17 protein-coding genes are annotated in these 20,537 nt (G+C 69.4%); 15 read left to right on the top strand and 2 right to left on the bottom strand.

Translation table 11 applies throughout. The features are described from left to right. Positions 1-30: 30 nt before the first annotated feature. Positions 31-837 carry a C40 family peptidase gene (locus tag ACFULQ_RS22880; RefSeq protein WP_383546680.1) on the bottom strand — a complete coding sequence of 269 codons (807 nt, stop codon included), beginning with the start codon at positions 835-837 and terminating at the stop codon, positions 31-33. 733 nt (positions 838-1,570) lie between these two features. On the opposite strand from ACFULQ_RS22880, the gene ACFULQ_RS22875 reads away from it, so the two are divergent. From ACFULQ_RS22875 to nuoN, 14 genes are read left to right on the top strand one after another with little or no spacing between them, the layout of a single operon-like run. Further along, positions 1,571-1,930 carry an NADH-quinone oxidoreductase subunit A gene (locus ACFULQ_RS22875; protein ID WP_007383963.1) on the top strand — a complete coding sequence of 120 codons (360 nt, stop codon included), beginning with the start codon at positions 1,571-1,573 and terminating at the stop codon, positions 1,928-1,930. Positions 1,931-1,944: 14 nt separating this feature from the next. Then, a complete protein-coding gene (locus ACFULQ_RS22870; protein ID WP_007383964.1) occupies positions 1,945-2,499 on the top strand; it encodes an NADH-quinone oxidoreductase subunit B family protein in 555 nt (184 codons plus the stop codon). After that, a complete protein-coding gene (locus ACFULQ_RS22865; RefSeq protein ID WP_383546679.1) occupies positions 2,496-3,230 on the top strand; it encodes an NADH-quinone oxidoreductase subunit C in 735 nt (244 codons plus the stop codon). Before ACFULQ_RS22870 ends, ACFULQ_RS22865 begins: the two co-directional genes overlap by 4 nt. Further along, entirely contained in the window at positions 3,227-4,549 is a 1,323-nt protein-coding gene (locus ACFULQ_RS22860) for an NADH-quinone oxidoreductase subunit D (protein WP_141206437.1), read from the top strand. The genes ACFULQ_RS22865 and ACFULQ_RS22860 overlap by 4 nt, the downstream gene beginning before the upstream one ends. Further along, the gene (gene nuoE / locus ACFULQ_RS22855) at positions 4,546-5,448 is read left to right on the top strand and encodes an NADH-quinone oxidoreductase subunit NuoE (RefSeq protein WP_383546677.1); all 903 of its coding nucleotides are present in this window, start codon (positions 4,546-4,548) and stop codon (positions 5,446-5,448) included. Before ACFULQ_RS22860 ends, nuoE begins: the two co-directional genes overlap by 4 nt. After that, on the top strand, positions 5,448-6,794 hold the full coding sequence (gene nuoF / locus ACFULQ_RS22850; protein WP_383546676.1) for an NADH-quinone oxidoreductase subunit NuoF: 1,347 nt from the start codon (positions 5,448-5,450) through the stop codon (positions 6,792-6,794). The genes nuoE and nuoF overlap by 1 nt, the downstream gene beginning before the upstream one ends. Next, positions 6,791-9,295, top strand: a complete 2,505-nt coding sequence (locus tag ACFULQ_RS22845) for an NADH-quinone oxidoreductase subunit G (RefSeq protein WP_383546675.1) — start codon at positions 6,791-6,793, stop codon at positions 9,293-9,295. The genes nuoF and ACFULQ_RS22845 overlap by 4 nt, the downstream gene beginning before the upstream one ends. Next, positions 9,292-10,671: an NADH-quinone oxidoreductase subunit NuoH gene (gene nuoH, locus ACFULQ_RS22840; protein WP_383546674.1), complete on the top strand. Its 1,380-nt coding sequence runs from the start codon at positions 9,292-9,294 to the stop codon at positions 10,669-10,671. Before ACFULQ_RS22845 ends, nuoH begins: the two co-directional genes overlap by 4 nt. After that, positions 10,664-11,305, top strand: a complete 642-nt coding sequence (gene nuoI / locus ACFULQ_RS22835; RefSeq protein ID WP_383546673.1) for an NADH-quinone oxidoreductase subunit NuoI — start codon at positions 10,664-10,666, stop codon at positions 11,303-11,305. The genes nuoH and nuoI overlap by 8 nt, the downstream gene beginning before the upstream one ends. Then, positions 11,302-12,144, top strand: a complete 843-nt coding sequence (locus ACFULQ_RS22830; protein WP_383546671.1) for an NADH-quinone oxidoreductase subunit J — start codon at positions 11,302-11,304, stop codon at positions 12,142-12,144. The genes nuoI and ACFULQ_RS22830 overlap by 4 nt, the downstream gene beginning before the upstream one ends. After that, positions 12,141-12,440, top strand: coding sequence for an NADH-quinone oxidoreductase subunit NuoK (gene nuoK / locus ACFULQ_RS22825; RefSeq protein ID WP_003974374.1), 300 nt, complete (start codon positions 12,141-12,143; stop codon positions 12,438-12,440). Before ACFULQ_RS22830 ends, nuoK begins: the two co-directional genes overlap by 4 nt. Positions 12,441-12,454: 14 nt before the next feature. After that, positions 12,455-14,419, top strand: coding sequence for an NADH-quinone oxidoreductase subunit L (nuoL, locus tag ACFULQ_RS22820; protein WP_383546670.1), 1,965 nt, complete (start codon positions 12,455-12,457; stop codon positions 14,417-14,419). 5 nt (positions 14,420-14,424) lie between these two features. Further along, the gene (locus ACFULQ_RS22815) at positions 14,425-15,996 is read left to right on the top strand and encodes an NADH-quinone oxidoreductase subunit M (RefSeq protein WP_383546669.1); all 1,572 of its coding nucleotides are present in this window, start codon (positions 14,425-14,427) and stop codon (positions 15,994-15,996) included. Beyond that, positions 15,993-17,642 (top strand): NADH-quinone oxidoreductase subunit NuoN, encoded by a 1,650-nt coding sequence (gene nuoN, locus ACFULQ_RS22810; RefSeq protein WP_383546668.1) that lies wholly within the window; start codon positions 15,993-15,995, stop codon positions 17,640-17,642. Before ACFULQ_RS22815 ends, nuoN begins: the two co-directional genes overlap by 4 nt. Before the next feature lie 63 nt (positions 17,643-17,705). On the opposite strand, the gene ACFULQ_RS22805 is transcribed toward nuoN, so the two are convergent. Further along, the gene (locus ACFULQ_RS22805) at positions 17,706-18,266 is read right to left on the bottom strand and encodes a hypothetical protein (protein WP_383546666.1); all 561 of its coding nucleotides are present in this window, start codon (positions 18,264-18,266) and stop codon (positions 17,706-17,708) included. 256 nt (positions 18,267-18,522) lie between these two features. On the opposite strand from ACFULQ_RS22805, the gene recQ reads away from it, so the two are divergent. Then, positions 18,523-20,523, top strand: a complete 2,001-nt coding sequence (recQ, locus tag ACFULQ_RS22800; RefSeq protein WP_383546700.1) for a DNA helicase RecQ — start codon at positions 18,523-18,525, stop codon at positions 20,521-20,523. Positions 20,524-20,537: the final 14 nt, after the last annotated feature.

Here is a 20,537-nt window from a genome sequence, read left to right as displayed (position 1 = left end):
CGGCTGCGGCCCTGCCAAGCTGTTGCGGAGTCAGAGCACCCGCACCGCGCCGGTCGGCGGGTCGTAGGACAGCGGCTTCTCGGCCACACCGGTCGAGGGGTTCTGGGCGCCGACGAACATGCCGTCGCCGACGTACACCGCCACGTGGTACGCGCTGCCCGCACTGCCCCAGTACAGGATGTCGCCCGGCTGGAGGTTGCTCAGCGAGACCTGGGTGCCGGCCGTCGACTGGTCCTGCGAGACGCGCGGCAGGTCGACGCCGACCTGGCTGAACGCGGCCCGGACGATGCCGGAGCAGTCCCAGGAGTTGGGGCCGGTGCCGCCGAGAACGTACGCGTCACCGATCTGCGCCTTCATGAAGGCGATGACCGCCGCGGCCGAACCGGTCGCCGTGGACGAGCTCGTGGAGACGCTCGCGCTCGCCGAGGCGGACAGGGTGGCCCGCTCGGAGCTGCGGGAGGCGGCCTCCTCGGCGGCGGCCCTGCGGGCCTCCTCGGCCTTCTTCTTGGCCTCCGCCTTCTTCTTGGCCTCCGCGAGGTCCGCCTTGGCCTGCTTGGCGGCGCTGGCGGCGGCCGCGTCACGCTCGGCCTGAAGCTGGTAGTTCGCGGCCGCCTGCTGCATCGCGTCCGCGGACTCGGCGACCTGGCTGCCCAGGTCGGCCGAGAGGGTGGGCAGTTCGAGGGTCTGCGTCGTCGACTCGGCGGCGAACGCCGTGGCCGACGCGCCCGCCGCTGCCATGCTGAGCACGCCACCGGCGACTCCGGCACGCACGGCGATCGAAGTCGTCGCGCTGCGGCGGGGTTTCCGGTGGCTGCGTATGTGAGCGGTGTGGGACATGAGACCAACTGGTATCAGGGGCTCCTCCATACCTTCAAGAAACGTGGGGTGCGCCACAGTTGTTCAATCGGCGGCCCGAATTCATGGCGTGTGGCTCTTTATTGACGCCGTAACGGACATTGCGGACGCACGCGATCAAGCCTGTGATCATGGGCTTTCGCTGTTACGCCCGAATTGACCCGCATCTACCATCGGTTGAGGCCGTTGGCCAAGCCCTCTTCTCAGGCGCCTCTCATGGATGTGGCGGAGGTCACGCAACGGTTACGACGGGGGCTGCGTCCGGAGACGGCCACCGCTCGTGAATGTGCGCACGCGTCCACATCCGTCCTCGCGCCTCCCCCTGATGTGTGAACGCGGCCCTCTACCAAGCGCTTATGTCCAGCGCCAATTTGCATGCACCGGAACTCTCTTGATATTGAGACGCCTCTTCTTACCTGCGTCGACTAGCGAAAATGTCACCTCTGGTGATCACTCGGGCGCTTCTCGTATGAAGATCACCGCTGATCCGTTGTCATGATCCTTCGTCAGGTGGTGGAGATCACAAAGCTTGTGCAATACCCCGTGTCGCAGATCACAGACCGGCGGGCATAGGATGCGGGTCAGTTGGGCTTGTGACCTGCTTCACATGTTCGCGATCTTCGTCGGGACGGCGGAGGTCACAGGGACGTATGAGTCGGGTGTGAGTCCGATGCCATCGCCAGCAGTCAGTGCCGACTGAGAGGAGCGAGGAGCGGTGAACGCTTATGCGCCCATCCTCGTACTGGGAGCCCTCGGGGCAGGCTTTGCGATCTTCTCCGTGGTCATGGCCACGCTGATCGGTCCGAAGCGGTACAACCGCGCCAAGCTCGAGGCCTACGAGTGCGGCATCGAGCCGACCCCCACGCCGGCCGGCGGCGGGCGCTTCCCCATCAAGTACTACCTGACGGCGATGCTCTTCATCGTCTTCGACATCGAGATCGTCTTCCTCTACCCCTGGGCCGTCACCTTCGACGCCCTGGGTGTTTTCGGGCTCGTGGAGATGCTGCTCTTCGTGCTCACCGTCTTCGTCGCGTACGCGTACGTATGGCGGCGCGGCGGCCTGGAATGGGACTGAGGGGCCTTTAACTCATGGGACTCGAAGAAAAGCTGCCGAGCGGCTTCCTGCTGACCACCGTCGAGCAGGCCGCGGGCTGGGTGCGCAAGGCGTCCGTCTTCCCGGCCACCTTCGGCCTGGCCTGCTGCGCCATCGAGATGATGACCACCGGCGCCGGACGCTACGACCTGGCCCGCTTCGGCATGGAGGTCTTCCGCGGCTCACCCCGCCAGGCTGACCTCATGATCGTCGCCGGCCGGGTCAGCCAGAAGATGGCGCCGGTGCTCCGGCAGGTCTACGACCAGATGCCGAACCCCAAGTGGGTCATCTCCATGGGGGTCTGCGCCTCCTCGGGCGGCATGTTCAACAACTACGCGATCGTGCAGGGCGTCGACCACATCGTGCCGGTCGACATCTATCTGCCCGGCTGCCCGCCACGGCCCGAGATGCTGATGGACGCGATCCTCAAGCTCCACCAGAAGATCCAGTCCTCCAAGCTCGGCGTGAACGCCGAGGAGGCGGCCCGCGAGGCGGAGGAGGCGGCGCTCAAGGCCCTGCCCACGATCGAGATGAAGGGGCTGCTGCGGTGAGCGACGCGAACGGGGTGAACCCCGAGAAGGACCTCGGCGCCTCCAACCTCCCCGGCCAGCGCGGCGACGGCGGCGAGGAGATCCGCGTCCAGCGCGGCATGTTCGGCGCCGACAAGGGCGGCGACACCTCCGGCTACGGCGGCCTGGTCCGCTCGATCAGGCTCCCCGGGGCGGCGGCCCGCCCCTACGGCGGCTGGTTCGACGAGGTCGCCGACGAACTGGAGGGCGCCCTGGAGGAACAGGGACTCCTCCCGGACAACGCCATCGAGAAGACGGTCGTCGACCGCGGCGAGCTCACCTTCCACATCGAGCGCGAGCACCTGCTGCGCGTGGCGCAGACCCTGCGCGACGACCCGGCCCTGCGCTTCGAGCTCTGCACCGGCGTCAGCGGGGTCCACTACCTCCACGACAAGGGCCGCGAGCTGCACGCCGTCTACCACCTGCGCTCGATCACCCACAACCGGCTGATCCGCCTGGAGGTCAGCGCCCCGGACGCCGACCCGCACATCCCGTCCCTGGTCTCGGTGTATCCGACCAACGACTGGCACGAGCGCGAGACCTACGACTTCTTCGGGATCGTCTTCGACGGTCACCCGGCCCTGACGCGGATCATGATGCCGGACGACTGGCAGGGCCACCCGCAGCGCAAGGACTACCCCCTCGGCGGCATCCCCGTCGAGTACAAGGGCGCCCAGATCCCGGCTCCGGACCAGCGGAGGTCGTACTCGTGAGCACTTCCCACGCCTCTCCTCGTGAGACCACCGAGGGCACCGTCTACACGGTCACCGGCGGCGACTGGGACGAGATCGTCCAGGCCGCCGCCCGCGCCGACGACGAGCGCATCGTCCTCAACATGGGCCCGCAGCACCCCTCCACCCACGGGGTGCTCCGCCTGATCCTGGAGATCGACGGCGAGACGGTCACCGAGGCCCGCTGCGGCATCGGCTATCTGCACACCGGCATCGAGAAGAACCTCGAGTTCCGCACGTGGACGCAGGGCACCACGTTCGTGACGCGCATGGACTACCTGACGTCCTTCTTCAACGAGACCGCCTACTGCCTCGCCGTCGAGAAGCTCCTCGGCATCGAGGACCAGATCACCGAGCGCGCCAAGATCATCCGGGTGCTCCTGATGGAGCTGAACCGGCTCTCCTCGCACCTGGTGTGCATCGCCACCGGCGGCATGGAACTCGGCGCGACCACGATCATGATCTACGGATTCCGTGATCGTGAAATGATTCTCGACATCTACGAGCTCATCACGGGCCTGAGGATGAACCACGCGTACATCCGCCCCGGCGGACTCGCGCAGGACCTGCCGCCCGGCGCGGTGGACCACATCCGCGAGTTCGTGAAGAAGATGAAGAAGAACCTCCCCGAGTACGACAAGCTCGCCACCGGGAACCCCATCTTCAAGGCCCGGATGCAGGACGTCGGCTACCTGGACCTCGCCGGCTGCATGGCCCTCGGCGCCACCGGCCCCATCCTGCGCTCCACCGGCCTGCCGCACGACCTGCGCAAGGCCCAGCCCTACAGCGGCTACGAGACCTACGACTTCGACATCCCGACCGCCGACACCTGCGACTCCTACGGCCGCTTCCTGATCCGCCTGGAGGAGATGCGCCAGTCGCTCAGGATCGTCGAGCAGTGCCTGGACCGGCTCCAGCCGGGACCGGTCATGGTCGCCGACAAGAAGATCGCCTGGCCCGCCCAGCTCGCGCTCGGCCCCGACGGGCTCGGCAACTCCCTCGACCACATCAAGAAGATCATGGGCACCTCCATGGAGGCCCTGATCCACCACTTCAAGCTGGTCACCGAGGGCTTCCGCGTCCCGCCGGGACAGGCGTACGCGGCGGTCGAGTCGCCCAAGGGCGAACTCGGGGTGCACGCCGTGTCCGACGGCGGCACCCGCCCCTTCCGGGTCCACTTCCGCGACCCGTCCTTCACCAACCTTCAGGCCATGGCGGCGATGTGCGAGGGCGGCCAGGTCGCCGACGTCATCGTCGCCGTCGCGTCCATCGACCCCGTGATGGGAGGCGTCGACCGGTGACCACCAGTTCTTCCGAGCGGGGCGTCAGCCTGGGCATGCCCGAACTGCCCGCACCCGCTTACCCGGACGACGTCCGAGCCCGTCTGGAGGCGGACGCGCGCGAGATCATCGCCCGCTACCCGGACTCCCGCTCGGCCCTGCTGCCGCTGCTGCACCTCGTGCAGTCGGAGGAGGGCCATGTCACGCGTACCGGGATGCAGTTCTGCGCGGACGTCCTGGAGCTGACCACGGCCGAGGTCACCGCGGTCGCCACCTTCTACACCATGTACCGGCGCAGGCCCTCGGGCGACTACCAGGTGGGTGTCTGCACCAACACCCTGTGCGCGGTGATGGGCGGCGACGCGATCTTCCAGGAGCTCCAGGAGCACCTGGGCGTCGGCAACGGCGAGACCACCGACGACGGCAAGGTCACCCTGGAGCACATCGAGTGCAACGCGGCCTGCGACTTCGCGCCGGTGGTGATGGTCAACTGGGAGTTCTTCGACAACCAGACCCCGGCGAGCGCGAAGCGCATGGTCGACGACCTGCGCGCGGGACGCCCCGTCGAGCCCACGCGCGGGGCGCCGCTGTGCACCTTCAAGGAGACCGCGCGGATCCTCGCCGGCTTCCCCGACGAGCGGCCCGGGGCCGTGGAGGCGACCGGCGGAGCGGGACCCGCGTCGCTGGTCGGTCTCCGCCTCGCCAGGGGAGAGGCCGGACCCGCGCGCGTGGTCCATCCGCGCGAGGGCGCCCCTGAGGACAGGGACGGTCGGTCGCAGGACCGGGACGGTCGGTCGCAGGAAAGGGACGTCCACGAGCCGTCCCCGTCGGAGCACCTGAGCTCACACGACGCGCCACAGGACACGTCGGCCTCCGACCCGGCCCACCCGGCCGGGCCCGCCGCCGAGGAGGGGGAGTGATGACCTTGGCACCCGAACTCAAGAACAACAGCCCCGAGAAGCTGCTCGCACCCGTGCTGTCGGCCTTCTGGGACGAGGACGAGTCCTGGACGCTGGACGTCTACAAGAGGCACGAGGGGTACGAGGGGCTCCGCAAGGCGCTCGCGATGTCACCGGACGACCTGATCGCGTACGTCAAGGACTCCGGTCTGCGCGGTCGCGGCGGCGCCGGATTCCCCACCGGGATGAAGTGGCAGTTCATTCCGCAGGGAGACGGCAAGCCGCACTATCTGGTTGTCAACGCCGACGAATCGGAGCCGGGGACCTGCAAGGACATCCCGCTCCTGTTCGCGAACCCGCACAGCCTCATCGAGGGCATGATCATCGCGTGTTATGCCATCAGGTCTTCGCATGCCTTCATCTATCTGCGGGGTGAAGTCGTCCCCGTGCTGCGGCGGTTGCACTCGGCCGTGAGCGAGGCCTACGCGGCCGGCTACCTCGGACGGAACATCCTGGGCAGCGGCCTCGATCTCGACATCACTGTGCACGCGGGCGCGGGCGCGTACATCTGCGGTGAGGAGACCGCACTGCTCGACTCGCTCGAAGGCCGCCGTGGTCAACCGCGGCTCCGTCCCCCTTTCCCTGCGGTCGCGGGCCTCTACGCCTGCCCGACTGTTGTAAATAACGTGGAGTCGATCGCGTCGGTTCCCGCGATCCTCCAAAGGGGGAAAGACTGGTTCAGGTCGATGGGCAGCGAGAAGTCCCCGGGCTTCACGCTCTACTCGCTCAGCGGCCATGTCGCCAGTCCCGGCCAGTTCGAGGCCCCGCTCGGCATCACGCTCCGCCAGCTGCTCGAGATGAGCGGCGGAATGCGGCCCGGGCACCGGCTGAAGTTCTGGACGCCGGGCGGCTCCTCCACGCCGATGTTCACCGACGAGCACCTCGACGTCCCCCTCGACTACGAGGGCGTCGGCGCCGCCGGCTCGATGCTCGGCACCAAGGCCCTCCAGTGCTTCGACGAGACGACCTGCGTGGTCCGTGCCGTCACCCGCTGGACCGAGTTCTACGCCCACGAGTCCTGCGGCAAGTGCACCCCCTGCCGTGAAGGGACGTACTGGCTCGTGCAGTTGCTGCGCGACATCGAGGCCGGCAAGGGCGTCATGTCCGACCTCGACAAGCTCAACGACATCGCCGACAACATCAACGGCAAGTCGTTCTGCGCCCTCGGCGACGGCGCCGCCTCGCCGATCTTCTCCTCGCTCAAGTACTTCCGCGAGGAGTACGAGCAGCACATCACGGGCCGCGGCTGCCCCTTCGACCCGGCCAAGTCGACGGCCTGGGCCGACCGCACGGAGGTGAACGCATGACTGTGACCACCAACGCTCCCTCGGGAGGGGGAGAGGCGGCGGTCCCGCCGGAAGACCTCGTCTCGCTGACGATCGACGGCGCCGAGATCAGCGTGCCCAAGGGCACCCTGGTCATCCGGGCCGCCGAACAGCTCGGCATCGAGATCCCCCGGTTCTGCGACCACCCCCTCCTCGACCCGGCCGGCGCCTGCCGCCAGTGCATCGTCGAGGTCGAGGGCCAGCGCAAGCCGATGGCCTCCTGCACCATCACCTGCACCGACGGGATGGTGGTGAAGACCCACCTGACCTCGCCGGTCGCGGAGAAGGCCCAGCACGGTGTGATGGAGCTCCTCCTCATCAACCACCCGCTGGACTGCCCGGTCTGCGACAAGGGCGGCGAGTGCCCCCTGCAGAACCAGGCGATGTCCCACGGCCAGGCCGAGTCGCGGTTCGAGGGCAAGAAGCGGACCTACGAGAAGCCCGTCCCCATCTCCACCCAGGTGCTGCTCGACCGCGAGCGGTGCGTGCTGTGCGCCCGCTGCACCCGCTTCTCCAACCAGATCGCGGGCGACCCCATGATCGAACTGATCGAGCGGGGCGCGCTCCAGCAGGTCGGCACCGGCGAGGGCGACCCCTTCGAGTCGTACTTCTCCGGCAACACCATCCAGATCTGCCCGGTCGGCGCGCTCACCTCGGCGGCGTACCGATTCCGCTCCCGCCCCTTCGACCTCGTCTCCTCCCCCTCCGTCTGCGAGCACTGCTCCGGCGGCTGCGCCACCCGCACCGACCACCGGCGCGGCAAGGTCATGCGCAGGCTCGCGGCCAACGACCCCGAGGTCAACGAGGAGTGGATCTGCGACAAGGGGCGCTTCGCGTTCCGGTACGCGCAGCAGCGCGACCGGCTGGAGCACCCGCTGATCCGCAACCCGGAGGGTGAACTGGTGCCGGCCTCCTGGCCGGAGGCGCTCCAGATCGCGGCCCAGGGCCTGCTCGCCTCGCGCGGCCGGACCGGAGTCCTCACCGGCGGCCGCCTCACCATCGAGGACGCCTACGCGTACAGCAAGTTCGCGCGCGTGGCGCTCGACACCAACGACATCGACTTCCGCGCGCGCGTGCACAGCAGCGAGGAGGCCGACTTCCTGGCCGCGCGGATCGCCGGCCGCGGCCGAGACCTCGACGGTACGGGCGTCACGTACTCCGCGCTGGAGAAGGCCCCGGCGGTCCTGCTGGTCGGGTTCGAGGCCGAGGAGGAGGCGCCCGGCGTCTTCCTGAGGCTGCGCAAGGCCTGGCGCAAGCACGGCCAGAAGGTCTTCTCGCTCGCCACCCACGCCACCCGCGGCCTGGAGAAGGCCGGCGGCACCCTGCTGCCCGCCGCTCCCGGCACCGAGACCGAGTGGCTGGACGCGCTCGCGGGCGGGGTCGGCCTGGAGGAGGGCGGCAGCCGGGCCGCCGAGGCGCTGCGCACCGAGGGTGCGGTGATCGTCGTCGGTGAACGCCTGGCCGCCGTGGAGGGCGGACTGACCGCCGCCGTACGGGCCGCCTCCGCCACCGGCGCCCAGCTGGTGTGGATCCCGCGGCGGGCCGGAGAGCGCGGTGCCGTCGAGGCGGGCGCGCTGCCCTCGCTGCTGCCGGGCGGGCGCCCGGCCACCGACCCGCGCGCGCGGGAGGAGGTCGCCTCGGTCTGGGGCGTGGCCGAACTCCCGCACCGCTATGGACGCGACACCGGGCAGATCGTCGAGGCCGCGGTGTCCGGCGAACTCCAGGCCCTCGTCGTCGCCGGCGTCGAGATCGCCGACCTGCCCGACCCGGCACGCGCGCGTGAGGCGCTCCAGGAGGTCGGGTTCGTGGTGTCGCTGGAACTGCGGCCCAGCGAGGTCACCGAGCACGCGGACGTCGTCCTGCCGGTGGCCGCGGTCGCCGAGAAGGCCGGCACCTTCCTCAACTGGGAAGGCAGGGTCCGCTTCTTCGAGGCCGCGCTCAAGCCCGACCAGATGACCCGCCGCCTCGCGCCGACCGACGCGCGCGTGCTGCAGATGCTGGCCGACGCCATGGACGTCCACCTGGGCCTGCCGGATCTGCGCACCACGCGCGCGGAGATCGACCGGCTCGGCCCGTGGGACGGCCCGCGCGGCACCGAACCCCTGGAGACGGCGGCCCAGTTGCCGCGTCCGGCCGCCGGTGAGGCCGTCCTGGCCGGGCACCGGCTGCTGCTCGACCAGGGACTCCTCCAGCAGGGCGACGAGGCGCTCGCCGGGACCCGGCACGCGGCCCACGCGCGGGTGTCGGCCGCGACGGCCGCCGAGGCGGGCGTCAAGGAGGGCGACCTGCTCGCCGTGACCGGACCCGCCGGAGTCGTCGAACTGCCGCTCCAGGTCACCGAGATGCCCGACCGCGTGGTCTGGCTCCCGCTGAACTCGACCGGCGGCGGTGTCGCCTCCGACGCCGGCGTACGGCCCGGCTCCCTCGTCCGCATCGGCCCGGCCGGCCTCGCCGCCGACGCCCCCAAGGAGGTGGAGGCATGAGCCCGTACACCGGTCCTTACGTCGCCGCGGAAGACCTCTCGATGTTCGGCACCGACCCCTGGTGGCTCGTCGTCGTCAAGGCCGTCTTCTGCTTCGCGTTCCTGATGGTGACCGTGCTGTTCTCCATCGTGTGGGAGCGCAAGGTCGTCGCCTGGATGCAGCTGCGCATCGGCCCCAACCGGCACGGCCCCTGGGGCATGCTCCAGTCGCTCGCCGACGGCATCAAGCTGATGCTGAAGGAAGACGTCATCGTCAAGCGCGCCGACAAGGTCGTCTACGTCCTCGCGCCGATCGTCGCGGCCATCCCGGCCTTCATGGCGATCGCGGTGATCCCCTTCGGCCCGTCCGGCAACGAGATCTCGATTTTCGGCCACCGCACCGCGATGCAGCTCACCGACCTGCCGATCGCGATGCTCTACATCCTCGCGGTCGCCTCGGTCGGCATCTACGGCATCGTGCTCGCGGGCTGGAGCTCCGGATCGACGTACCCGCTCCTCGGCGGTCTGCGCTCCTGCGCCCAGATGATCTCCTACGAGATCGCCATGGGCGCCGCCTTCGCCTCGGTGTTCCTCTACTCCGGGTCGATGTCGACCTCGGCGATCGTCGAGGCCCAGCAGGACCGCTGGTACATCATCCTGCTGCCGGTCTCCTTCATCATCTACGTCATCACCATGGTCGGCGAGACCAACCGCGCCCCCTTCGACATGCCGGAGTCCGAGGGCGACCTGGTCGGCGGCTTCAACACCGAGTACTCCTCGATCAAGTTCGCGATGTTCATGCTCGCCGAGTACGTGAACATGGTGACGGTCTCGGCCGTGACGACCACGCTCTTCCTCGGCGGCTGGCGGGCGCCCTGGCCCATCAGCACCTTCTGGGAGGGCGCCAACCACGGCTGGTGGCCGCTGCTCTGGTTCGTCATCAAGGTGCAGCTGCTGCTGTTCTTCTTCATCTGGCTGCGCGGCACGCTCCCCCGCGTCCGCTACGACCAGCTGATGAAGCTCGGCTGGAAGGTCCTCATCCCGGTCTCCGTGGTCTGGCTGATGCTCGTCGCGACCGTGCGCACCCTGCGCAACGAGAACTACGACTTCGCCGACATCGCCCTCTACGTCGGCGGCGCGGTCCTGGTCCTGCTGCTGCTCTCCTTCGTCGCCGACATGTTCCGCGAGAAGTCGAAGGCGGCCGCCGGAGCCGCCGCGGAGCCGGTCGGCTTCGACCCGATGGCCGGCGGATTCCCCGTACCGCCGCTGCCCGGACAGGAGGCGCCGCCGGTGCCCAGGCGCCGCCCCCGCCGGGAGCGGGAGCTGATTGTCAGTGGTGGGTCCGATACTCAGAGTGACGGCGGATCTACGGATGGAAAGGAGGCGTCCGATGGCTGAGGAGCCGAAGGAGACCAAGCCCGGTTTCATGAATCCCGTAGCCGGCTTCGGCGTGACCTTCAAGGCCATGTTCAAGAAGCGGCTGACCGAGCAGTACCCGGAGCAGCAGAAGACCACCGCTCCGCGGTTCCACGGACGGCACCAGCTCAACCGCCATCCGGACGGCCTGGAGAAGTGCGTCGGCTGCGAGCTGTGCGCCTGGGCCTGCCCCGCCGACGCCATCTATGTGGAGGGCGCCGACAACACCGACGAGGAGCGCTACTCCCCGGGCGAGCGGTACGGCCGCGTCTACCAGATCAACTACGCCCGCTGCATCCTGTGCGGACTGTGCATCGAGGCGTGCCCCACGCGCGCGCTGACGATGACCAACGAGTTCGAGCTGGCCGACTCCAGCCGCGCCAACCTCATCTACACCAAGGAGCAGCTGCTCGCCGGTCTCGAAGAGGGCATGGTCGACTCGCCCCACGCCATCTACCCGGGCATGGACGAGCAGGACTACTACCGCGGCCTGGTCACGGAGGCCGCGCCCGGCACCGTCCCCCAGGTCGCCGCCTCCAAGGGCGAGGTGGTCCAGGAGGCCGACTCCACCTTCGGTGAGGACGAACCGGCCTCGGAGAAGGTGATCGGGCGATGACCGCACCCCTCCAGCTCGCCGCCTCCACCACCTCCACCGGCGAGGCCTTCCAGTTCTGGGTCCTCGGCACCGTGGCCGTGATCGGTGCCCTGTGCACCGTCTTCATGAAGAAGGCCGTGCACAGCGCGCTCTGTCTCGCCGGCACCATGATCATCCTGGCGGTGTTCTACCTCGCCAACGGCGCCTACTTCCTCGGCGTCGTGCAGATCGTCGTCTACACCGGCGCGATCATGATGCTGTTCCTGTTCGTGGTCATGCTCGTCGGCGTGACCGCGGCGGACTCCCTGAAGGAGACCATCAAGGGGCAGCGCTGGCTGGCCCTGGTGTGCGGACTCGGCTTCGGCATCCTGCTGTTCGCCGGCATCGGCAATGCCTCCCTGCACCAGTTCAACGGCCTCACCCAGGCCAACTCCGGTGGCAATGTGGAGGGACTGGCGACCCTCATCTTCACCAAGTACGTCTTCGCCTTCGAGATCACCGGCGCCCTGCTGATCACGGCCGCCGTCGGCGCCATGGTGCTCACCCACCGAGAGCGCACCGAGCGCGCCAAGACCCAGCGGGAGCTGGCCGAGCAGCGGGTGCGCGAGGGCAAGCACGTCCCGCCGCTGCCCGCCCCCGGCGTCTACGCCCGGCACAACGCGGTGGACATCGCGGGCCTGCTGCCCGACGGCACCCCCTCCGAGCTCACGGTCAGCAAGACGCTGCGCGACCGCGGTCAGATCCGTGACGTGTCGGCCGAGGCGATCAACGACCTCAAGGCGCTGGAGCAGCGCGCGGAGGAACGCCTGGAGCGGACCGAGATCGAACCGGCCACCTTCAAGAGGGAGGCGTCGAAGTGAACCCGGTCAACTACCTCTACCTCGCCGCCCTGTTGTTCACGATCGGCGCCACCGGCGTCCTGATCAGGCGCAACGCGATCGTCGTCTTCATGTGCATCGAGCTCATGCTCAACGCCTGCAACCTCGCGTTCGTCGCCTTTTCCCGGATGCACGGCAATCTCGACGGCCAGATCATCGCCTTCTTCACGATGGTCGTCGCCGCCGCGGAGGTCGTGGTCGGGCTCGCGATCATCGTGTCGCTGTTCCGTTCCCGCCACTCGGCCTCGGTCGACGACGCCAGCCTGATGAAGCTGTAAGGGGTCGCTGAATCGTGGAGAACCTGATCGCGCTGCTCATCGCGGCGCCCCTGCTCGGAGCGGCGGTCCTGCTGACCGGCGGCCGGCGGCTGGACGCCGTGGGCCACTGGATCGGCACCCTGCTCGCCGGCGCCTCCTTCGTCTTCGGCGCCATCCTCTTCGCCGACCTGCTCGGCAAGGACGCGGAACACCGCACGCTCACCCAGCACCTGTGGAGCTGGATCCCGGTCGAGGGCTTCCAGGCGGACGTCACCTTCCGCCTGGACCAGCTGTCCATGACGTTCGTGCTGCTGATCACCGGCGTCGGCTCGCTCATCCACCTGTACTCGATCGGGTACATGGAGCACGACGAGCGCCGCCGCCGCTTCTTCGGCTATCTGAACCTGTTCCTCGCGGCGATGCTCCTGCTCGTCCTCGCCGACAACTACCTGCTGCTGTACGTCGGCTGGGAGGGCGTCGGTCTCGCCTCCTACCTGCTGATCGGCTTCTGGCAGCACAAGCCCAGCGCGGCCACCGCGGCGAAGAAGGCCTTCCTGGTCAACCGCGTCGGCGACATGGGCCTGTCGATCGCGATCATGCTGATGTTCACGACCTTCGGCACCTTCGCCTTCGGCCCGGTCCTCGGCAGCCACGAGGAGCCCGGACTCGTCACCGGCGCCTCCGAGGCCACACTCACCGGCATCGCCCTGATGCTGCTGCTCGCCGCCTGCGGCAAGTCCGCCCAGGTGCCGCTCCAGTCCTGGCTCGGGGACGCGATGGAGGGCCCGACCCCGGTCTCGGCCCTCATCCACGCGGCGACCATGGTGACCGCGGGTGTCTACCTGATCGTCCGCTCGGCCAACATCTTCAACCTCGCCCCGGACGCCCAGCTGGTCGTCACCATCGTCGGCGCGGTCACGCTCCTGTTCGGTGCGATCGTCGGTTGCGCGAAGGACGACATCAAGAAGGCCCTCGCCGGCTCGACCATGTCGCAGATCGGCTACATGGTCCTCGCCGCGGGCCTCGGGCCCATCGGCTACGTCTTCGCGATCATGCACCTGGTGACGCACGGCTTCTTCAAGGCCGGGCTCTTCCTCGGCGCCGGTTCGGTCATGCACGGCATGAACGACGAGGTCGACATGAGGAAGTACGGCGGCCTCAGGAAGTACATGCCGATCACCTTCGTGACGTTCGGCCTCGGCTACCTGGCCATCATCGGCTTCCCCGGTCTGTCCGGCTTCTTCTCCAAGGACAAGATCATCGAGGCGGCCTTCGCCAAGGGCGGCACCGAGGGCTGGATCCTCGGCGCCTGCGCCCTGCTGGGCGCGGCCATCACCGCCTTCTACATGACGCGCGTGATGCTGATGACCTTCTTCGGCGAGGAGCGCTGGCGTCGGGCCGAGACGCCGTCCCCGGCCGAGCCGAGTGTCGAGCCGGCCGCGGAGACCCACGGCGAGCACGCTGAGCCCCACCCGCACGAGTCCCCCAGGTCCATGACGATCCCCATGATCGTGCTGGCCTTCGGATCGGTCTTCGCGGGCGGCTTCTTCAGCATCGGCGACCGCTTCCTGCACTGGCTGGAGCCCGTCACCGGGCACAGCCACGGAGACGCGCCGATCAGCGCGGCCACCGTCACGGCGGCCACCGTCACCGTGATGGTCATCGGCGTCGCGATCGCCTGGCTCCAGTACGGCAGGCGCCCGGTCCCGGCCGTCGCCCCGCGCGGGTCGCTGCTCACCCGGGCCGCCCGGCGCGACCTGCTCCAGGACGACTTCAACCACGTGGTCCTGGTCCGCGGCGGAGAACACCTCACGCGCTCCCTGGTCTACGTCGACCACACCCTGGTCGACGGAGTCGTCAACGGCACGGCGGCCTCGGTCGGCGGCCTCTCCGGGCGCATGCGCAAGCTGCAGAACGGCTTCGCGCGGTCGTACGCGGTCTCGATGTTCGGCGGCGCGGCGATCCTCGTCGCCGCGACCCTGCTGATGAGGGCGGTCTGATACCGATGTCGTTTCCTCTGCTGACAGCGACGGCGGTGCTCCCGGCGGTCGGGGCGATCGCCACGGCAGCCGTACCGGCCGCGCGACGCACCGCCGCCAAGTGGCTGGCGCTGCTCGTCTCGCTCGCCACCCTCGCCCTCGCGATCACCGTCCTGGTCCGCTTCGACCCCGACGGCGCCCGCTACCAACTCACCGAATCCCACGCCTGGATCGCGGAGTTCGGGGTCCGCTACGAACTCGGCGTCGACGGCGTCGCGGTCGCGCTCATCGCACTGACCGCGCTGCTGATCCCGTTCATCGTCCTGGCGGGCTGGCACGACGCCGACCCGCTGGAGACCGGCAGCAAGCGGTGGCGGCCGACGCAGGGCTTCTTCGCCCTGATCCTGGCCGTCGAGGCGATGGTGATCATCTCCTTCGAGGCCACCGACGTCTTCCTCTTCTACATCTTCTTCGAAGCCATGCTGATCCCGATGTACTTCCTCATCGGCGGCTTCGGGGACCGGGCCCACGCCGGCACCGACGAGAACGCGGCGGCCCAACGCTCGTACGCCGCCGTGAAGTTCCTCCTCTACAACCTGGTCGGCGGTCTGATCATGCTGGCCGCGGTGATCGGCCTCTACGTGGTCGCCGGGAACTTCAGCCTCCAGGAGATCGCCGAGGCGCGGGCCAACGGCACGCTCGACATGGCGACCAACACCGAGCGTTGGCTGTTCCTCGGGTTCTTCTTCGCCTTCGCGGTGAAGGCGCCCCTGTGGCCGCTGCACACCTGGCTGCCCAACGCGATGGGGGAGGCCACCGCCCCGGTCGCCGTCCTCATCACCGCGGTCGTCGACAAGGTGGGCACCTTCGCGATGCTCCGCTTCTGCCTCCAGCTCTTCCCGGAGGCCAGCAAGTGGGCCACGCCCGCGATCCTCGTCCTCGCGGTGATCAGCATCATCTACGGGGCGCTGCTCGCGGTCGGCCAGCGTGACATCAAGCGCCTGGTGGCGTACGCGTCGATCTCCCACTTCGGCTTCATCATCATGGGCATCTTCGCGATGACCAGCCAGGGCCAGTCCGGCGCCACGCTCTACATGGTCAACCACGGGATCTCCACGGCCGCGCTGATGCTGGTGGCCGGCTTCCTGATCTCGCGGCGCGGCTCGCGGCTCATCGCCGACTACGGCGGTGTCCAGAAGGTCGCCCCGGTGCTCGCCGGCACCTTCCTGATCGGCGGCCTCGCCACCCTCTCGCTGCCCGGGCTCGCGCCCTTCGTCAGTGAGTTCCTGGTCCTGGTCGGCACGTTCGCGCGCTACCCGGTGATCGGCATCATCGCCACCTTCGGCATCGTGCTCGCCGCGCTCTACACCCTCGTCCTGTACCAGCGGACGATGACGGGCCCGGTGAAGCCGGAGGTCTCCGCGATGCCCGACCTGCGGCTGCGTGAGCTCGTGGTCGTCGCCCCGCTGGTCGTGCTGTTGATCTTCCTGGGCGTCTACCCGAAGCCGGTCACCGACATCGTCAACCCGGCGGTGAAGTCGACCATGTCCGACGTACACAAGAAGGACCCCAAGCCCGAGGTGGAGGCGGCCAAGTGAGCGCAGTAGCCGTCCACAGCCTGTGGACAACCGCGGCCGACCCGATCTCGAAGATCGACGCGCCGAAGATCGAATACGGGCAATTGTCGCCCACCCTGATCGTCGTGGGCGCGGCGATCATCGGGGTGCTGGTCGAGGCCTTCGTCCCGCGCAAGTCCCGTTACTACGCCCAGCTGTTCGTGTCCGTCGTAGCGCTGTGCGCGGCCTTCGCGGCGGTCGTCGCGCTCGCCGCGGACGGGTACGCCACCACCAAGGCGGGCATCGCGGCCATGGGCGCGATCGCCGTCGACGGACCGGCCCTGTTCCTCCAGGGCACGATCCTGCTGGCGGGCCTGGTCGGCCTGTTCACCTTCGCCGAGCGGCGGCTCGACCCCGAGGCGCACGGCAACAGGGTCGACTCGTTCGCCGCCCAGGCCGCGTCCGTGCCGGGCAGCGACAGCGAGAAGGCGGCCGTGAAGGCCGGGTTCACCACCACCGAGGTGTTCCCGCTGCTGCTCTTCGCCGTCGCCGGCATGCTGATCTTCCCGGCCGCCAACGACCTGCTGACGCTGTTCGTGGCCCTGGAGGTCTTCTCGCTCCCGCTGTACCTGCTGTGCGCCTTGGCCCGCCGCAAGCGGCTCATGTCGCAGGAGGCCGCGGTCAAGTACTTCCTGCTCGGCGCGTTCGCCTCCGCGTTCACCCTGTTCGGGATCGCGCTGCTGTACGGCTACGCGGGCTCGGTGTCCTACGGCACCATCGCGCGCGTCGTCGACGGCACGATCGGCACCGTGGACCCGGCGCTCGCCGACACCATGGGCAACGACGCGCTGCTGCTGATCGGCTCCGCGATGATCGTCATGGGCCTGCTGTTCAAGGTCGGCGCCGTGCCGTTCCACATGTGGACGCCCGACGTCTACCAGGGCGCGCCGACCCCGGTCACCGGCTTCATGGCCGCGGCGACCAAGGTGGCCGCCTTCGGCGCGCTGCTGAGGATCCTCTACGTCGTGCTGCCGGGCCTGCGCTGGGACTGGCGGCCGGTCATGTGGGCCGTAGCGATCGTCACCATGCTGGGCGGCGCGATCGTCGCCATCACCCAGACCGACATCAAGCGGCTGCTGGCGTACTCGTCGATCGCGCACGCCGGGTTCATCCTCGCGGGTGTCATCGCGACCACGCCGGACGGGGTCTCGTCCGTCCTCTTCTACCTGGCCGCGTACTCCTTCGTCACGATCGGCGCCTTCGCGGTGGTCACCCTGGTCCGCGACGCCGGGGGCGAGGCGACCCACCTGTCCAAGTGGGCGGGGCTCGGCCGGCGGTCACCACTGGTCGCCGCCGTGTTCGCGGTGTTCCTGCTCGCCTTCGCCGGTATCCCGCTGACCAGCGGCTTCGCCGGGAAGTTCGCCGTGTTCAAGGCGGCGGCCGAGGGCGGGGCGGCACCGCTGGTCGTGGTCGGTGTGATCTCGTCCGCGATCGCCGCGTTCTTCTACATCCGGGTGATCGTGCTGATGTTCTTCAGCGAGCCGCGCCCGGAGGGACCGACGGTCGCCGTGCCGTCGCCGCTCACCATGACGGCGATCGGCGTCGGCGTGGCGGTCACGCTGGTGCTCGGTGTGGCGCCGCAGTACTTCCTGGACCTGGCGAACCAGGCGGGAGTGTTCGTGCGCTGACCGGCGGCGTTCTCGCACAAAGGGCCCGGCTCCCGCCAAGGGATCCGGGCCCCTTGCGTGCGCTCAGGTGACCAGCTCGGTCCAGTCGAGGCCGGCGAGCCAGTCGGGCTCGGCAGCCGTGCTCGGGGCCGACGCGGGAGCGCACGTCACATCGGGATGCGTGGGGCTGAACAGGCCGCTCGGATTGGTCCGGTAGATCCACGCTCGCAGGGTGTAGCTCGACACCAGAGGCGTGGGGAGCGTCTCCGGGCCCTGGAACTCCTGGCCGAACAGCGTCGGCCTGGCGACCCCCGCCCCCGCCGGCACGATCCACTCCACACCGATGAGCCGGCGCCCGTTCGGGCCGTCGTCGTAGAGGAGCGCCGCGGGCTCCTCCGCTTCGGTCTCCCCGACGTTGTCCGTGTTGACGTACCGGTAGCCCACGCCGGGCACGCAGGCCAGGGGAGTGAAGCCGTCGGCGACGGCGAGCGGCGCGTAGGCGTACTCGCCGGTCGCCGTGTACGTGTCGGTCAGGTCCGTCCAGACCGACGGGTCCGGGTCGGCTGCCTGGGCGGGGACGGCGGACAGCGAGAAGGCCGCGGCCGCCGCCAGGGTGAGGGCTGCCTTCAGAGGCCGAGAGGCCATGGGATTCTCCTTGAGGCGCGTGAGAGTTCGGGACGGGAGACACGCACACGCGGGGCACGCCGTCGGTCGGGAGGGCGGACCGCTCCGGCCCGCCCCAGCAGCATCTCCTCGCCTCGAACGAGTGCGCCATGTGACAGCGGCCGATCGAATGACCACAGGACGTCACCGGACCAGCCTGTGGATAACTCCGGCGGTGTCGGTGCGGACCCCTATCGTGGACGCAGTGGTCGAGGGACGACGTACGGGGGACGGGACTATGGGCGCGATGGGCGGGATCAGCGAGATGCCAGGGATCACCGGGACACCGGGGAGCACCGACAGCGAGGCACTGGCCACGCTCCACCGGGTCTTCGGATACGACGCCTTCCGCGGCGAGCAGGAAGAGATCATCGAGCATGTGGTGGCCGGCGGGGACGCCGTCGTCCTCATGCCGACCGGCGGCGGCAAGTCGCTGTGCTACCAGATCCCGTCCCTGGTCAGGCCGGGCACCGGGATCGTCGTCTCACCGCTCATCGCGCTGATGCAGGACCAGGTCGACGCGCTCAGGGCGCTCGGCGTGCGCGCCGGGTTCATGAACTCCACGCAGGACTTCGACGAGCGGCGCGTGGTGGAGGCGGAGTTCCTCGCCGGAGAGCTCGACCTGCTGTACCTGGCACCGGAGCGGCTGCGCCTCGACGCCACCCAGGACCTCCTCTCCCGCGGCAAGATCGCCGTCTTCGCCATCGACGAGGCGCACTGCGTCTCCCAGTGGGGCCACGACTTCCGGCCCGACTACCTGACGCTGTCCGTGCTCGGCGAGCGCTGGCCGGACGTCCCGCGGATCGCCCTCACCGCGACGGCCACCCGGGCCACGCACGAGGAGATCACCCAGCGGCTGCACATGCCGACGGCCCGGCACTTCGTGGCGAGCTTCGACCGGCCCAACATCCAGTACCGGATCGTGCCGAAGGCCGACCCCAAGAAGCAGCTGCTGGCCTTCCTGCGCGAGGAGCACGCGGGGGACGCCGGCATCGTGTACTGCCTCTCCCGCAAGTCGGTGGAGGCCACCGCCGAGTTCCTCTCGCGCAACGGCATCGAGGCGGTCCCGTACCACGCGGGCCTCGACGCGGGCACCCGCGCCGCCCACCAGTCCCGCTTCCTGCGCGAGGACGGCCTGGTGGTGGTGGCGACCATCGCCTTCGGCATGGGCATCGACAAGCCGGACGTCCGGTTCGTCGCCCACCTCGACCTGCCCAAGTCGGTCGAGGGCTACTACCAGGAGACCGGCCGCGCGGGCCGGGACGGCCTCGCCTCCACGGCCTGGATGGCCTACGGCCTGGGCGACGTCATACAGCAGCGCAAGCTGATCCAGTCCGGCGAGGGCGACGAGGCGTTCCGCCGCCGGGCCGCCGCCCACCTGGACTCCATGCTGGCGCTGTGCGAGACCTCCCAGTGCCGGCGCGGCCAGCTCCTCAACTACTTCGGCCAGGAGCCCGAGCCGACGGGCTGCGGCAACTGCGACACCTGCCTGACCCCGCCCGAGACCTGGGACGGCACGGTCGCGGCCCAGAAGGTGCTGTCCACCGTGGTGCGGCTGCAGCGGGAGCGGGGACAGAAGTTCGGCGCGGTCCAGATCATCGACATCCTGCTCGGCAAGCGCACCGGCAAGGTCATCCAGTTCGACCACGACCAGCTGTCCGTGTTCGGCATCGGCGAGGAGCTCTCCGAGGGCGAATGGCGGGGCGTCGTCCGCCAGTTGCTGGCCCAGGGGCTGCTCGCGGTCGAGGGGGACTACGGCACGCTGGTGCTGACCGAGGCCAGCGGGACCGTGCTGCGGCGCGAGCGGGAGGTGCCGCTGCGCAAGGAGCCCAAGAAGCCGGCGACCGCCAAGTCCACCTCCTCCTCGGGCCGGGGCAAGGCCAAGGCCGCGGTGGCAGAGCTGCCCGAGGCGCTGGTGCCGGCCTTCGAGGCGCTGCGGGCCTGGCGCGCCGAGCAGGCACGGGAGCAGGGCGTCCCGGCATACGTCATCTTCCACGACGCCACGCTTCGGGAGATCGTGACGGCCTGGCCGACCTCGGTGCGGCAGCTCGGCGGGGTCAGCGGGGTCGGCGAGAAGAAGCTGGTGACGTACGGCGAGGGTGTGATCGGGGTGCTGGCCGGTCTGGCGGGCGACGGAGTGGCGCCGCAGACACCGGGCGGTGCGGACGGCGCGGACCCCGGGGCCGACCACTGGCCCGAGATGGATGCGGAGCCGGAGCCCGAGGACGACTGGATATAGCCGCCACCGGACTC

This window comes from Streptomyces sp. NPDC057253 (assembly GCF_042669125.1).
Lineage (GTDB): Bacteria > Actinomycetota > Actinomycetes > Streptomycetales > Streptomycetaceae > Streptomyces.
This window is presented reverse-complemented; position numbering and strand designations above follow the sequence as displayed.